This window comes from Cupriavidus sp. SIMBA_020, assembly GCF_046535395.1.
GTDB classification, from domain to species: Bacteria; Pseudomonadota; Gammaproteobacteria; order Burkholderiales; family Burkholderiaceae; genus Cupriavidus; species Cupriavidus campinensis.
This window is the reverse complement of the sequence record NZ_JAWRWU010000001.1, coordinates 551,425-565,496: the sequence shown is the minus strand read 5'-3', so window position 1 is coordinate 565,496 and position 14,072 is coordinate 551,425. Positions and strand designations below refer to the sequence as shown.

9 protein-coding genes are annotated in these 14,072 nt (G+C 68.2%); 3 read left to right on the top strand and 6 right to left on the bottom strand.

The genetic code is table 11. The features are described 5' to 3' along the window. Nucleotides 1-13: 13 nt before the first annotated feature. Nucleotides 14-604 carry a GNAT family N-acetyltransferase gene (locus SB751_RS02620; protein ID WP_144196162.1) on the bottom strand — a complete coding sequence of 197 codons (591 nt, stop codon included), beginning with the start codon at nt 602-604 and terminating at the stop codon, nt 14-16. A 5-nt stretch (nt 605-609) separates the two neighbouring features. Further along, a complete protein-coding gene (locus SB751_RS02615; protein WP_149136371.1) occupies nt 610-1,488 on the bottom strand; it encodes an AAA family ATPase in 879 nt (292 codons plus the stop codon). A 353-nt stretch (nt 1,489-1,841) separates the two neighbouring features. Between SB751_RS02615 and SB751_RS02610 the strand changes: the two genes are divergently transcribed. Together SB751_RS02610 and SB751_RS02605 are read left to right on the top strand one after the other, a co-directional pair. Continuing rightward, nucleotides 1,842-2,189 (top strand): c-type cytochrome, encoded by a 348-nt coding sequence (locus tag SB751_RS02610; protein WP_144196158.1) that lies wholly within the window; start codon nt 1,842-1,844, stop codon nt 2,187-2,189. Nucleotides 2,190-2,202: 13 nt separating this feature from the next. Next, nucleotides 2,203-2,610, top strand: a complete 408-nt coding sequence (locus SB751_RS02605) for a c-type cytochrome (RefSeq protein ID WP_149136369.1) — start codon at nt 2,203-2,205, stop codon at nt 2,608-2,610. 81 nt (nt 2,611-2,691) lie between these two features. Here SB751_RS02605 and aroG read toward each other — a convergent pair whose 3' ends face one another. The 4 genes from aroG to SB751_RS02585 form a co-directional block, all read right to left on the bottom strand. Next, nucleotides 2,692-3,771, bottom strand: a complete 1,080-nt coding sequence (gene aroG / locus SB751_RS02600) for a 3-deoxy-7-phosphoheptulonate synthase AroG (RefSeq protein ID WP_186296752.1) — start codon at nt 3,769-3,771, stop codon at nt 2,692-2,694. 437 nt (nt 3,772-4,208) lie between these two features. Further along, nucleotides 4,209-5,669, bottom strand: coding sequence for a metalloprotease TldD (tldD, locus tag SB751_RS02595; RefSeq protein WP_092292517.1), 1,461 nt, complete (start codon nt 5,667-5,669; stop codon nt 4,209-4,211). A gap of 68 nt (nt 5,670-5,737) precedes the next feature. Continuing rightward, a complete protein-coding gene (locus SB751_RS02590; protein WP_144196154.1) occupies nt 5,738-6,580 on the bottom strand; it encodes a carbon-nitrogen hydrolase family protein in 843 nt (280 codons plus the stop codon). A gap of 36 nt (nt 6,581-6,616) precedes the next feature. Then, nucleotides 6,617-10,975 (bottom strand): YhdP family protein, encoded by a 4,359-nt coding sequence (locus tag SB751_RS02585; protein ID WP_410747766.1) that lies wholly within the window; start codon nt 10,973-10,975, stop codon nt 6,617-6,619. Between the two features lie 109 nt (nt 10,976-11,084). Between SB751_RS02585 and glnE the strand changes: the two genes are divergently transcribed. Next, nucleotides 11,085-14,051 (top strand): bifunctional [glutamate--ammonia ligase]-adenylyl-L-tyrosine phosphorylase/[glutamate--ammonia-ligase] adenylyltransferase, encoded by a 2,967-nt coding sequence (gene glnE, locus SB751_RS02580; protein ID WP_211943818.1) that lies wholly within the window; start codon nt 11,085-11,087, stop codon nt 14,049-14,051. The last annotated feature ends 21 nt before the right edge of the window (nt 14,052-14,072 follow it).

Sequence of the window (14,072 nt, the reverse complement as noted above, 5' to 3'; positions counted from 1 at the left end):
TTTCTGGCTGCGATCAGCGCGGCCGCTCGAGCTGGAACTGCAGGTGCGCACGCACGGTGGGCCATTCGCTGGCGATGATGGAGAACACCACTGTGTCGCGCAGCGAGCCGTCCGGCATGCGCGAGTGACTGCGCAGCACGCCGTCCTGCTTGGCGCCCAGCCGGGCGATGGCGGCGCGGCTCTGGTGGTTCATCCAGTGCGTGCGGAACTCCACGGCGATGCAGTCGAGCGTTTCGAACGCATGGCGCAGCAGCATCAGCTTGCATTCGGTGTTGAGCCCGGTGCGCTGCACGCGGCGCGCGTACCAGGTAGAGCCGATTTCCACGCGCCGGTTGGCGCCATCGACATTCATATAGGTGGTCATGCCGGCCAGCCGGCCGGCGGCGTCGCGCACGGCGAACGGCTGCATCAGGTCGCGCGCCTGGAGGTCCAGGCGGCGGCGGATCTCGGCCTCCATGCCCTCGGGCGTCGGCACGCTGGTGTACCAGAGCCGGTGCAGTTCGCCATCGGCGGCGGCTTCGCGCAGGCCGGCGGCGTGGTCGGGCGAGAGCGGCTCGAGCGTGGCGTGGCGCCCGGTCAGCGTGACGGGTTGGACGAAAGCCATGCGGATCAGCGGTTCGCGCGGTTCATGAACACCAGGCGCTCGAACAGGTGCACGTCCTGCTCGTTCTTCAGCAGCGCGCCGTGCAGCGGCGGAATCGCGGCCTTGCGGTCGGGGCTGCGCAGCGCCTCGGCGGGAATGTCCTCGGCCATCAGCAGCTTGAGCCAGTCGATCAGCTCGGACGTGCTCGGCTTCTTCTTCAGCCCGGGCAGGTTGCGCATCTCGTAGAACGCGTCCAGCGCGGCGGCCACCAGCTCGCGCTTGATGCCCGGGTAGTGGACGTCCACGATCTGCTGCATGGTGTCCGCGTCGGGGAACTTGATGTAGTGGAAGAAGCAGCGGCGCAGGAAGGCGTCCGGCAGCTCCTTCTCGTTGTTCGAGGTGATGATGACCATCGGCCGGTGCCTGGCCCGGATCAGCTCGCGCGTCTCGTAGACGTAGAACTCCATGCGGTCCAGTTCGCGCAGCAGGTCGTTCGGGAATTCGATGTCGGCCTTGTCGATCTCGTCGATCAGCAGCACCACGGGCTCGTCGGCCTCGAAAGCCTGCCAGAGCACGCCCTTGACGATGTAGTTGCGGATGTCGTGGACCTTGTCGTCGCCGAGCTGGGAGTCGCGCAGGCGCGACACCGCGTCGTACTCGTACAGGCCCTGCTGGGCCTTGGTGGTCGACTTGATGTGCCATTGCAACAACGGCATGCCCAGCGCGGCCGCCACTTCCTCGGCCAGCATGGTCTTGCCGGTGCCGGGCTCGCCCTTGATCAGCAACGGCCGCTGCAGCGTGCGGGCGGCGTTGACGGCCAGTTTCAGGTCATCGGTGGCAACGTACTGGGCGCTGCCCTCGAAGCGCGTGGACGGAGACGGATTGGCGTTGGCGGACGTGGACATGAGGCAACCTGTTTTAGGCGGAATGGGCCAGTATAAAAGCAGAAACCGATTCGCGTTTAGTGGGGGACACCCGGGTCCGGTCGTCTGGACTGCCACGTGTCGCCTGCGGTACAATGCGCCGGTTTGACGCGCCCCCAAAGTCAAGTTCCCACATGCCCGGCAGTCTGCCCGTTGTCATGGCAGATCCCCCGGTGCCGGCAACAAGCGCGAGATGGTTGCAGAATGGTGTCAGAGCACCCGCGGCACATCCACAACGCTTTTCCGCGATTGCATCCCCACCCCCGTTCCCAAACCGTCTCCGGCCAGCAGGGCAGGTCACGCACGGTTTAACACTTCCCAATCATCTAAAGACAATGAAAAAGCTCCTCACGATGGTGGTGTTGGGCGCGGCCGCAACGGCTGCGCAGGCCCAGGACGCAAAGGGCAATGTGGACACTGCCAAGGACAAGGTTGCAATGTGCATTGGTTGCCACGGCATTCCGGGCTACCGTGCATCATTCCCGGAGACATACGAAGTACCGATGCTGGGCGGCCAGACCGCCAAGTACATTGAAAACGCGCTCAAGAGCTATCAGAAGGGTGATCGCAAGCATCCGACGATGCGGGGGATTGCCGCGAGCCTCTCGGACAAGGACATTGCAGACGTGGCGGCCTACTACTCGCAGCAGAAGGCCGATACCAAGAACAACACGCTGAAGTAAGAGGCTCAGAGACATGAAGACGCTGATGACGCTGAACAAGCTCCGATTCGCGGTGGGCGCGCTCGTGCTGGGCGCTGCCACCCTCCCGGCCGCCGCCGCCGACATCGCTGCCGGCAAGGCACTGGTGGAGAAGGGCGCCTGCGTGGCCTGCCACGGCGCGGGCATGAACGCCCCGATCACGCCCGACTATCCCAAGCTGGCTGGCCAGCATGCGGACTACCTCTACCACGCGCTGGTGTCGTACCAGATCAGCGGCAACCCCCTGGTGGGCCGTACCAACGCGATCATGGCCGGTCAGGTCAACGCCAACCCGGCCGTGACCGACAAGAACGGCAAGCCGCGCCCGTTCACGCGCAAGGAGTTGAAGGACATCGCCGCGTATATCGAGTCGCTGCCCGGCGACCTGGTCCTGAAGAAGTAAGTCCCCGCGCGGGGATGTAAAAAAGCCGCTTCCGAGGAAGCGGCTTTTTGTTGCGCCGGCGCTGCGGTGGCTACCGTAGCGTCAGTTGCCGCTGCCGGTGACCAGGCGGCGCTGCTTTACCGCGTTGGCCAGGGTCTCGAGCACGGTCACGGAGTCATTCCAGCCGATGCAGGCATCGGTCACGGACTGGCCGTAGGTCAGGTTCTCCACCGGGGTGCCCTGCACGTGATCCTGGCGGCCGGCCACGAGGTGCGATTCCACCATCACGCCGACGATGCGCTGGTCGCCCCCGCCGATCTGGCGGCCGATGTCCTCGCAGACCGGGATCTGGTTCTCGTGCTTCTTGCTGCTGTTGGCGTGCGAGGCATCGATCATCAGCCGCGCGGCCAGGCCGGCCTTCGAGATGGCGTCGCACGCTTCCTGCACGCTGGCGGCGTCATAGTTCGGCGTCTTGCCGCCGCGCAGGATGATGTGGCAGTCCTCGTTGCCGGAGGTCGACACGATGGCCGAATGGCCGCCCTTGGTCACCGACAGGAAATGGTGCGGCTGCGAGGCGGCCTTGATCGCATCGACGGCGATCTTGACGTTGCCGTCGGTGCCGTTCTTGAAGCCCACCGGGCAGGACAGCCCCGACGCCAGCTCGCGGTGCACCTGCGATTCCGTGGTCCGGGCGCCGATCGCGCCCCAACTGACCAGATCGGCAATGTATTGCGGGCTGATCATGTCGAGGTACTCGGTGCCGGTCGGCACGCCCAGCTCGCTGATGTTCAGCAGCACCTCGCGCGCGGTGCGCAGGCCGTCGTTGATCTTGAAGCTGCCGTCCATGTGTGGGTCGTTGATCAGCCCCTTCCAGCCCACCGTGGTGCGCGGCTTCTCGAAATAGACCCGCATCACCACTTCCAGCTCGTTGGCGAAGCGGTCGCGCTGCACCTTGAGCATCTTGGCGTATTCCAGCGCGGCACGGGTGTCGTGGATCGAGCAGGGTCCGATGATGACGATCAGGCGGTCGTCCATGCCGTGCAGGATGCGATGCATGGCTTGGCGGGCACCGTAGATCACGTCGGACGCTGCCTCCGAGCAGGCGAACTCGCGGATCAGGTGCGCGGGCGGCAACAGTTCCTTGAGTTCGCGAATACGCAGGTCGTCGGTGTTCTTCAGCATGATGGCTCCGGGTCTTTGTGAGGTCGTTAGTCTGTTGGTGGGTTGCGACGCGGCCGTGGCGGGGATAAAAAAAGCCGCCAGGTTCGCTGGCGGCTTTTTCTGAATTTCGGGCTGCTTACAACTGTCCCTCTCCATCCGCCAGCGGTGCGAGATCGCTAAAAAAGTAAAAGTAAAACTTGGCGGACATGGCGGTGTTTCGGGTCAGCTTGTGTCGGAATCTGGGTGATGCGTCGAATTTATGCTGTGGTGCGTGTTGAAAAGGCATTTAATTGCGCGGCCATCCCTTAAATCATGGCTCGCAATCGCCACACGCCCGACAACGAAGCATCTTTATATCGCTTTTCAAGATCGATGGCAAGCGTCAATCGCGTGGAATCGCAACAGATTTCACCAAAAATGGCATGCCGCCGCCATCGATCCCGGATCAGTTCCTGGCCTCAGGCGGTGCCGCCCACGGTCATGTTCTCGATCCGCAACGTCGGCTGGCCCACGCCCACCGGCACGCTCTGGCCTTCCTTGCCGCACACGCCCACGCCCGAGTCCAGGCGCATGTCGTTGCCGATCATGGTCACGTCCTTGAGCGATTCGGGGCCGTTGCCGACCAGCGTGGCGCCCTTGACCGGCGTGGTGATCTTGCCATCCTCGATCAGGTACGCCTCGCTGGCCGAGAACACGAACTTGCCGTTGGTGATGTCCACCTGGCCGCCGCCGAAGTTCACCGCGTACAGGCCGCGCTTCACGCTGGCGATGATCTCCGCCGGGTCCTTGTCGCCGTTCAGCATGTAGGTGTTGGTCATGCGCGGCATCGGCAGGGCGGCGTAGCTCTCGCGGCGGGCGTTGCCGGTGACCGGCATCTTCATCAGGCGCGCATTGAGCGTGTCCTGGATGTAGCCGCGCAGGATGCCGTCTTCGATCAGCGTGGTGCATTGCGTCGGGTTGCCCTCGTCGTCGAGGTTCAGCGAGCCGCGCCGGTTGGCCAGCGTGCCGTCATCGACCACGGTCACGCCCTTGGCCGCCACGCGCTCGCCCATGCGGCCGGCGAAGGCCGAGGAACCCTTGCGGTTGAAGTCGCCCTCCAGCCCGTGGCCGACGGCCTCGTGCAGCAGCACGCCGGGCCAGCCCGGGCCGAGCACCACGGTCATCGCGCCGGCCGGGGCGGGGCGCGCCTCCAGGTTCACCAGCGCCGACGCCACCGCTTCATCCACATACTTGGCCAGCAGTTCGTCGGTGAAGTAGCCGTAGGCGTAGCGGCCACCGCCGCCCGAGGAACCCACCTCGCGCCGCCCGTTCTGCTCGGCGATCACCGTGACCGACACGCGCACCAGCGGCCGCACGTCGGCGGCGATCACGCCGTCGCTGCGTGCCACCAGCACCACGTCGTACTCGCCGGCCAGCCCGGCCATGACCTGCACCACGCGCGGGTCCTTGGCGCGCGCCATCTTTTCGATGCGCTCCAGCAGCGCCACCTTCTCGGTGGCGGTCATCGAGTCGAGCGGATCGTTCGGCGTATAGAGGTTGCGCCCGGTCTGGGAGGCCAGCGCGCCGGCCACCTTCACGCGGCCGCTGCCGCTCTTGCCGATGGTGCGCGTGGCCGCCGCGGCCTGCGACAGCGCTGGCAGGCTGATGTCGTCCGAATACGCGAACGCGGTCTTGTCGCCGGACACCGCGCGCACGCCCACGCCCTGGTCGATGCTGAAGCTGCCCGACTTGACGATGCCTTCTTCCAGGCTCCACGCCTCATTGCGCGTGTACTGGAAGTACAGGTCGGCATAGTCGACCTTGTGCGTGAAGATGTCGGCCAGCACGCGCTGGAGCTTGGCCTCGTCGAGCCCATACGGCGCCAGCAGCAGTTGCTGCGCCGTGGCCAGGTTGCGGATTCCGAGATCACCGGCGTTCATGATTGTCCTTTCAGCATTCATTGAAGCCGGCACGGGCCGGCTTCAGATCGTAGTCGTTGGGGTAGATGCTACAGCACCCGATGCCGCAGCGCCGGCAGGTTCTGGCGGACTTCCGCCAGCCGCGCCGGATCGATCACGCCGGCCACCACGCCCTCGCCCTCGGGCAGCACGCCGAGCACCTCGCCCCACGGATCGACCAGCATCGTGTGGCCCCACGTGCGGCGGCCGTTCTCGTGCTTGCCGCCCTGTGCCGCAGCCAGCACATAGCACTGGTTCTCGATCGCCCGGGCCCGCAGCAGGATCTCCCAGTGCGCCTGGCCCGTGGTGTAGGTGAAGGCGGCCGGCATCAGAATCAAGCTCGTGCCGCCGCCGGCGGCCAGATGGCGGTACAGCTCGGGGAAGCGCAGGTCATAGCAGACCGACATCGCCACGCGGCCGCACGGCGCCTCGAACGCCACCGGCTCGGTGCCGGCCAGGATGGTGCGGGACTCGTCGTAGCTTTCGGTGCCCCTGGTGAAGCCGAACAGGTGGATCTTGTCGTAGCGCGCCACGCGTTCGCCGCGCGGGTCGAAGGCCAGCGAGGTGTTGTAGACCCGGCCTTCGTCGCCGCAGTGCAGCGGCAGCGTGCCGCCCACCAGCCAGACACGGTGGCGCCGCGCGGCATCGGCCAGGAAGCGCTGCACCGGGCCGTCGCCGTCCTGCTCGCGAATCGCCACCTTGTCGGTCTCCTGCCGGCCCATCATGCAGAAGTACTCGGGCAGCAGCACCAGTTCGGCGCCGCCGCGCACGGCCTCGGCGATCAGCGCGTCGGCGCGGGCGAGGTTGGCATCGAGCGACGTGCCCGTCACGGTCTGCACGGCGGCGACGCGGAACGGGGTGGAAGGGGCGGAGGGTGCGGCGGAAGCGGTCATCGTGGGGCGTCCTGTGTCGGGGCGGCGAGCCGGTTTCTAGCGGAGGAACTCGGTCGCGCGCTCCTGGATCGACGGCTGTCGGGGCTTATTGTCCTCCACTTTCGTGATCTTGGGATCGGCCCAGGATCCGGACACGTGATAGTGCAGCGTGAACACCTTGGAGAACTCGTCCGCGAACAGCAACTGGGCGGCCAGCGTGCCGATGCCGAGCACCGGATTGATGAACGCGGCCGCCACCGAGGTGGTCGTGGCGTTGATGCGCGGCACCACCGAGACCTGGAGGTCCTGCGTCTCGCGCAGCAGGTTGGCCGTGCCGGTCATCGACGCCATCATCTGGCTGCTCTTGAGCTGGAATTCGTCGATCTTGCCGACGCCGTTCTCGATCGTGCCGCTGCCGGTCAGGTCGTCGAATACCACGCCCCGGTTGGACAGGCTGCGGAAATCGAGCGTGGCGAACTTCAGCAGGCTTTGCAGGCTCAGCACGCCCAGCAGGCGTGCGGCACCCGGCTCCACGCTGAGGATCTGGCCGTTTTCCAGCTTCAGCGAGAGCCGGCCGGACAGCGACGGATAGTCGATCGACAGCGGCGAGCCGCGCCACGCGATGCGGCCTTCGAACGCCCCCTTGCCGTCGCGCAGCGTGTGCGCCATGCCCATGCGGTCCAGCACGTCGCCGGCGTCGCGGATGTCCAGCTTGAAGTTCAGCAGCGTGCGGCGGCCCTCGGTGGGGGAGGCGGAGCCGCTCGCCACCGCATCGCGCAGGCGGCGCGGCACGCGCCAGGTACCGTTGCCGGTCAGCGTGGCGCCCGGTTGCTCGATGGTGAGGTTGTCCAGCGTCCAGACCGGCTCGTTGCCGGCGTGGCTGGTGTGCGCCTTGACTTCCAGCTTGCCGAAATCCTTGCCGCGCAGCACGAACTTCTCCGCCACGAGGTCCAGCGCGGGCAGTTCCTCGATATTGCGCGCCATGGTGTCGGTGGCGTGGCCGTCATCGGCGGCCTCGGGGAAGTCCAGCCGCGACAACCGCACGGACAGCGAGCCGGATGGCGTGCTGGCATCGCGCCGCCACTGCGCCGTGCCGGCGATCTGGCGCGACGTCATCTGCGCGTTCCAGCCGCTGCCTTCGCGGTTGGCGTCGAGGGAGACGTCGTCGAGGCTGCGCCCGAACGCATCGAGCGCCTTGGCGCGCACGGTCACGCGTTCGGGCAGGAATGGCGAGTTGCGATCGACGTTGTTCGGGTTGTCGCGGCCCGGCGCGGCCGGCGCTGGCACCGTGCCGCCCAGCGCGTTGCGCCAGGCATCGACATCGAGCCGCTCAGTGGTCAGTGCCGCCGTGACGCCGCTGGCAGGCTGCGGCGCCGGCTGGCCCACGCCGATGCCGCCGGAGATGACCTCCAGGCCCTCGGCGCCGCGCCGCAGAATATAGCGCGCCGACACCGCGTTGCCGAGTTGCACAGTCAGGTCGTCCTGCCCGGCGCGGGCCGCCGCCGTAGCGGGGCGCAGGTCGAAGCGCAGCGGCATTTCCTGGGCCGCCGTCTTGACCAGCGGCGCCGGCAGGTTCAGCGCCATGCCGACGAGGCTGGAGCCTACCTGGATCTGGAGATGCCTGTCGCGGATGCCGATCTCGGCGTTGTAGGCCGTGGCACCTTCCATATGCGTGCCGGCGTTGCTGCCCGCCGCGGCCAGCGCCTCGCGCAGGCCGGCCGCCGTGGCGGTACCGCCCACGGTCACGCGCGTGGTGCCGTCGGACTGGGTGCCGCCCCCGATCCGGGTCTCGCCGCCAAGGAAGCGGCCGCGCACGTTGTCGAGCCGGAAGCCGTGCTCGTCGAACGCCACCACACCCGTCGCACCATAGAGCGTGGGCAGTTCCGGGAACAGCGTCACATCGTTGCCGGGGAAGCGGAACTGGCCGTCCACCTTGGTGCCGGCCGCGTGATGCAGCGGCAGGTCAAGCTTCAGCTTCAGGTCGCCCTGGCCCGGTGCGTGTGAGTTTTCCGTCACGTTTCCGGACCAGCCCTTGACCGGGGTATTGGCGATGAAGCGCAGGAAGCTCTGCACCGGCCCGTTGGCCATGCCGTCGATCATCAGGTGGCCATGGTCGCTCAGATCGTCGATGCGGCCGTTGACGTTCTGGAGCACCACGCCCGGCACGCCGCGCACCGCCGCCCGTTTGGCCAGGAACGTCAGGCTGCCGCGCTCGAACATCACATTGCCCTGGATGTCGGTGAAGTCGGGCCAGGCGGTGCCGCCGTTCGTCTTGCCGTGGCCGTTGCCATTCACGCCACCATTCACGCCACCGGTCACGTTGGGCCCGGTCTCGTGCGGTGCTACCTGGTAGCTCACGTTCTGCACCGGAATCTCGGCGCGGAAGTCGCCCGCCTTCTGGAACGGCGGATGGAACGGGAAGTGGGCCAGGTCGCCCTTGATCAGGAACTTGGCGCCGGTGGCCTCGCCGCCGACCAGCGCGCCGCCCAGGTAATGGCGTGTGCTGGGCAGCGTCAGCGGCAGGTAGCGGACGATGCGGTTGGCCAGCGCGCGGTCCAGTTCGCCCGAAATATCGGCGATGCCGCCGTGGCCGTCGCCGCCGGCGCGCCAGGTGCCGCGCACCGTGCCGGCCGTGTCGGCGTTGGCAAAGCGCACGCCATCCGTGTGCACCGCGAGCTTGCCGGACTCCTGCGTCCAGCGGATTTCGCCGCGCAGTTCGTCGAACGGGATGCGCGGCTCTTCGAACACGCCCGGGAACATCAGCGCGGCATCGGTGCTGTCCACGCGCGCCGTGCCCTGGCGGTCATCGAAACTGAAATTGCCTGAAAGCTGGGCGAAGCCCGGCGTGCCGGCGCGGGGCAGGCCATCGGCGGCCATGGCCGGTACGGCCGGCTGGCTGTTCACCGAGACCTTGCGCAGCGTGCCCTGCACGGCGTAGTGGGACGCGCCCGGGCTGCGTGAGAGCAGCCCGGCGCGCTCGCGCGACCATGCCACGTCGAGGTTGTCGATATGGCCGGCTGGCTGGAGCACGCGCAACTGGCGCAGCAGCGCGGTATCCAGTGGCAGAGAGGTAGCCAGCGCGCGTACGGTGTTCAGGTCGAACGTCGGCGCCTTGAGCGCGAACTTGCGCAACTCGCCCCGATCGTCGCGGGTCCAGTTCACGGTGACCTTGCGCATGCCTTCGCGCCAGGTCGTATCGGCGCTCGAAGGCGGCCCGGCCAGTGGTTCGGGCTGCCAGAGCAGCGTGTCGATGGTCAACTGGTGGTTGCCGGCGCGGTCGCCCTTGTGCAGCAGCAGCGCCTGTGCGTTGGCCAGCTTGAGCGGCTCGGCGGCGCCGGCCAGTTGCAGGTCCACGCCCGTGGCGCGCATCCGCATCTGGCTGCCGATCAGGTGGCCTTCGCGGAAATCGACCGAACCGGACGTGCTGAAGACGCCGCTGTCCACGTGGTCGAAGATGGCGAGGTAGCGCTGCACCACCGGCAGCTGCATCTGGCTGAAGTCCCAGTTGGCCTGGCCAGTCCAGTGGCGCCAGTCGCCGGTGGCACGCAGGTAGTCGTGGCGCAGTGCGGCCTGGAAGACCAGCGGCTGGGGCGCCAGCGAGGCGCTGCGGGCCTCCAGCCGGAGCGTGTGCTGGGCACCGTTGCGGTGCGCGGTGAAATGGATGTCGGCCACGTCCAGCTGCGGCAGGCGGGCCTTTTCGTCGAGCCAGCGCAGGTTGCCGCTCATCAGCTCGATATGGCCCTGGGCGAGCAGCCAGTTCAGGAACGGGTCGTCGCTGGTGGTGGACGGGTGCGCCTCGATCGGCACGCCGGCCACCAGCAGGCGGCCCTCGGGCGTGCGGCGCACCAGCACATCGGTGCGCTCGGCCATCAGGCTGGCGAACTGCACGGTCAGCGCCGGCACGGAATGCCAGGAGAGCTTGCCGTCGAGCGTGCCGGCGGAGAGCAGCACGCGCTGCTGGCTGTCCACGGCGCGCACGTTGCGTGCGCGGAACGCCGGATGCCAACCGTCCCAGAATGTATCCAGCTCGCCGATGGTCAACTGGGCGGTCAACGCCGCCGAGCCTTGCTGCTCCAGCCACTGGCGCGCAGTATGGGCCTGCGGCCACAGCACGAAGCGGATCAGCAGCACCGCCACCACGGCCAGCGCGGCCAGCGCCAGCACGATGCGCACCAGCACCCGCCAGAGCCGGGGCCAGACCGGATGCGTCACGCCGGCACACAGCGCGCGCCAGCCGCCACGGGCGGCCGCACGCAGCCGCGCACCCACGCCGGACGCCACGCCGGACGCGGGTGCGGAGGAGGAATGAGAAGCCTGGGAAGCCGGGCCGGCGGTGGCGGCGGACGCCTCGGCAGCGGCGCTGGCGGACGTTGAACCGTCGGCGGGCGCGGCAGGGGCGGCGGGGCGTCTGGACATGCGCAGATTATCCGACAATACTAGCCGCTCTCCAAAGTGGTCGATAAGGGTGCGTTGTTGCGCCACCGCGTATCGCCACGGCGCCTGCCCGCATTGCAAAGTTACTGGAATGACTGTCCCTGATCCGACGAGTTCCGCCGCGGGCGCCGCCCCGGCTCACCCCCTTCCCACCGAGGCGCCGGATGCGCCGCCTGGACCCATCGGCAACATGGTCGAAGGGGCCTATGCCACGGTGATGGCCAGGGCGTTACCCGCCACGGATTCCAATGCCGCCGGCGAGGGCGACGTATTGTACTCGGGGCAGGCCTCCCATTACGCCCGCCGCGTGCTCCAGGCGCGCCCCGAGCTGGCCGCCGTGGTGGCGGATGCCGCCCGGGCGCCCCTGACGCGTACCTGGATGGAGGCACGGCTGCAGGCGCTCCACGCCCCGTCTGCCGATGCCGAGGCCGCCGCCGCCCAGGCGCTGCGCCGGCTGCGGGCCGAAGTCATGTGCGTGGTGATCGAGCGCGACCTGCGCGGGCTGGCCCCGCTCGGCGAGATCACGGGCGCGATGACCGACCTCGCCGAACTCGGCATCCAGTTCGGCCTGCGCGTGCTCGGCGATGACCTCGCCGCCACCTACGGCCGGCCCACCGGCGCCCAGAGCGGCGAGGTGCAGGAACTGGTGGTGGTGGGCATGGGCAAGCTGGGCGGGCGCGAACTCAACGTCTCGTCAGATATCGACCTGATCTTTCTTTATGACGAGGATGGCGATACCCAGGGCGGGGCGCGCAGCCTCTCGAACCACGAATATTTCATCCGCGTGGGGCGGCGCCTGATCAACCTGCTCTCCGAGGTGACCGCCGATGGCTACGTGTTCCGCGTGGACATGCGGCTGCGGCCCAATGGCGATGCCGGCCCGCTGGTGTGCAGTCTGGGCATGCTCGAGGAATACCTTGTCGTGCAGGGCCGCGAGTGGGAGCGCTACGCCTGGATCAAGGGCCGCGTGGTCTCCGCGCTGGATACGCCTCACGCCACGCGCACGGCCGCGCTGCTGGGCCGGCTGACCACGCCGTTCGTGTTCCGGCGCTACCTCGACTATGGCGTGATCGCGGCCATCCGCGCGCTGCACGCCCAGATCCGCGCGGAGGCGGCCAAGCGCAGCGGCGGGCTGGCCGGCCACGGCGTGAACCAGCGCTCGTTCAATATCAAGCTCGGGCGCGGCGGCATCCGCGAAATCGAGTTCATGGCGCAGGTGTTCCAGCTGATCCGCGGCGGCCAGGACGCCGCGCTGCGTGTGCGGCCGACGCTTGAGGTCCTCGACGTGGCCGTGGCCCGCAACCTCCTGCCGGCGGGGCAGGCCGAGCAGCTGGCCGATGCCTACCGCTTCCTGCGCCAGCTGGAACACCGGCTGCAATACCGCGACGACGCCCAGACCCACCACCTGCCGACCAGCGAGGACGAACAGCTGGCCGTGGCGCGGATGATGGGCTATGAAGACTGGCCCGCGCTGGTGGCGCAGATGAATGCGCTGATGGCGCCCGTGGCGCAGCAGTTCGAGGCCACTTTCGCCGATCCGTTCAGCGACCCGGACGCGCCGCAGTGCGAGGCGCTCTGGCCCGAGATCGTGCGGGAAGGGCAGGGCTCGCGGCCCACGCAGGACGGCCCGGACGAGACCGATCCCGAGTCGTCGCCGTGCCAGCGGCTCCAGGCCGCCGGCTTCAGCGACTGCACCGGCCTCTACGACCGCCTGCGCGCCATCGCCACCTCGGTACGCTACCGCGCGTTGTCCGAGTCGAGCCGGGCACGCTTCGACCAACTGGTCAACCGCGCGCTCGACCTCGCCAACAAGCAGGACGATGCCGACAGCACCATCGCCCGTTTCCTTGATTTTCTCGATGCGATCAGCCGGCGGGCCTCGTATCTTTCGCTGTTATCCGAGTACCCGCAGGCGATGGACCGCGTCGCCCAGACGCTGCATGCCTCGCGCTGGGCGGCGGCCTACCTGACCCGCCATCCGCAGCTTCTGGACGAATTGCTCGACAGCGAGGCCCTGGCGAGCGCGCCGGACTGGCCCGCCTTCCGCGCCCGCGTGGCCGAGCGCCTGCAGGTGGCGCACGGTCAGGTCGAGATGCAGATGGACATCCTGCGCCGCGAGCACCACGCCGAGACCTTCCGGATCCTGCTGCAGGACCTGCACGGCCTGCTGACCGTGGAGCAGGTGGCCGACCGCCTCTCCGACCTGGCCGACGCGATGCTCGAAGTCACGCTCGGGGCGGTCTGGGCCCAGCTGGCCACGCGCCACGCCGAGACGCCGCGCTTCGCGGTCATCGCCTACGGGCGGCTGGGCGGGAAGGAGCTGGGCTATGCGTCCGACCTCGACATCATCTTCCTGTATGACGACGACCACGAGCGCGCGCCGGACGTCTACGCGGCCTATGCCCGTCGCCTGATTACGTGGCTCACGAGTCACACGGCGGCCGGCATGCTGTTCGATGTGGACATGCGGCTGCGGCCCAACGGCGCGGCGGGGCTGCTTGTGACGAGCTTCGACGCGTTCCGGCGCTATCAACTGCGCGAGGGCGACAACACCGCCTGGGTCTGGGAGCATCAGGCGCTCACGCGGGCCCGCTGGTGCGCCGGCGACAGCGCGATTGGCGCGCGCTTCGAGGCGCTGCGCGAGGAGGTGCTGCGCCAGCCGCGCGACGCCGCCGCGCTGCGCGACGAAATCGTGCAGATGCGCGCCAAGGTGGCAGAGGGCCATCCCAACCCCACGCCGCTGTTCGACCTCAAGCACGACCGGGGCGGCATGGTCGACATCGAGTTCACGGTGCAGTACCTCGTGCTGCTGCACAGCGGCGCGCATCCGTCGCTGACCGGTAACAAGGGCAATATCGCGCTGCTGCGCATGGCCGGCGAGCTTGGCCTGATCGACAAGACCCTCGCCGTGGCCGTGGGCGACGCCTACCGGCTGTTCCGCGCACGCCAGCACAAGCTGCGGCTCGATGGCCAGGACCAGGCCCGCGTGCCGCCGGCCTCCGTGGCGGACCAGACCGCGCAGGTGCAGGCGCTGTGGCGCGCGGTCTTCGGTGAGTAGTTCGGTCCCGCCCCAGCCCGA

What these genes read in the sequence shown, in the direction of transcription:
- SB751_RS02620 (WP_144196162.1), bottom strand. Translation starts at nt 604, where the DNA reads ATGGCTTTCGTCCAACCCGTCACGCTGACCGGGCGCCACGCCACGCTC.
- SB751_RS02615 (WP_149136371.1), bottom strand. Translation starts at nt 1,488, where the DNA reads ATGTCCACGTCCGCCAACGCCAATCCGTCTCCGTCCACGCGCTTCGAG.
- SB751_RS02610 (WP_144196158.1), top strand. Translation starts at nt 1,842, where the DNA reads ATGAAAAAGCTCCTCACGATGGTGGTGTTGGGCGCGGCCGCAACGGCT.
- SB751_RS02605 (WP_149136369.1), top strand. Translation starts at nt 2,203, where the DNA reads ATGAAGACGCTGATGACGCTGAACAAGCTCCGATTCGCGGTGGGCGCG.
- aroG (WP_186296752.1), bottom strand. Translation starts at nt 3,771, where the DNA reads ATGCTGAAGAACACCGACGACCTGCGTATTCGCGAACTCAAGGAACTG.
- tldD (WP_092292517.1), bottom strand. Translation starts at nt 5,669, where the DNA reads ATGAACGCCGGTGATCTCGGAATCCGCAACCTGGCCACGGCGCAGCAA.
- SB751_RS02590 (WP_144196154.1), bottom strand. Translation starts at nt 6,580, where the DNA reads ATGACCGCTTCCGCCGCACCCTCCGCCCCTTCCACCCCGTTCCGCGTC.
- SB751_RS02585 (WP_410747766.1), bottom strand. Translation starts at nt 10,975, where the DNA reads ATGTCCAGACGCCCCGCCGCCCCTGCCGCGCCCGCCGACGGTTCAACG.
- glnE (WP_211943818.1), top strand. Translation starts at nt 11,085, where the DNA reads ATGACTGTCCCTGATCCGACGAGTTCCGCCGCGGGCGCCGCCCCGGCT.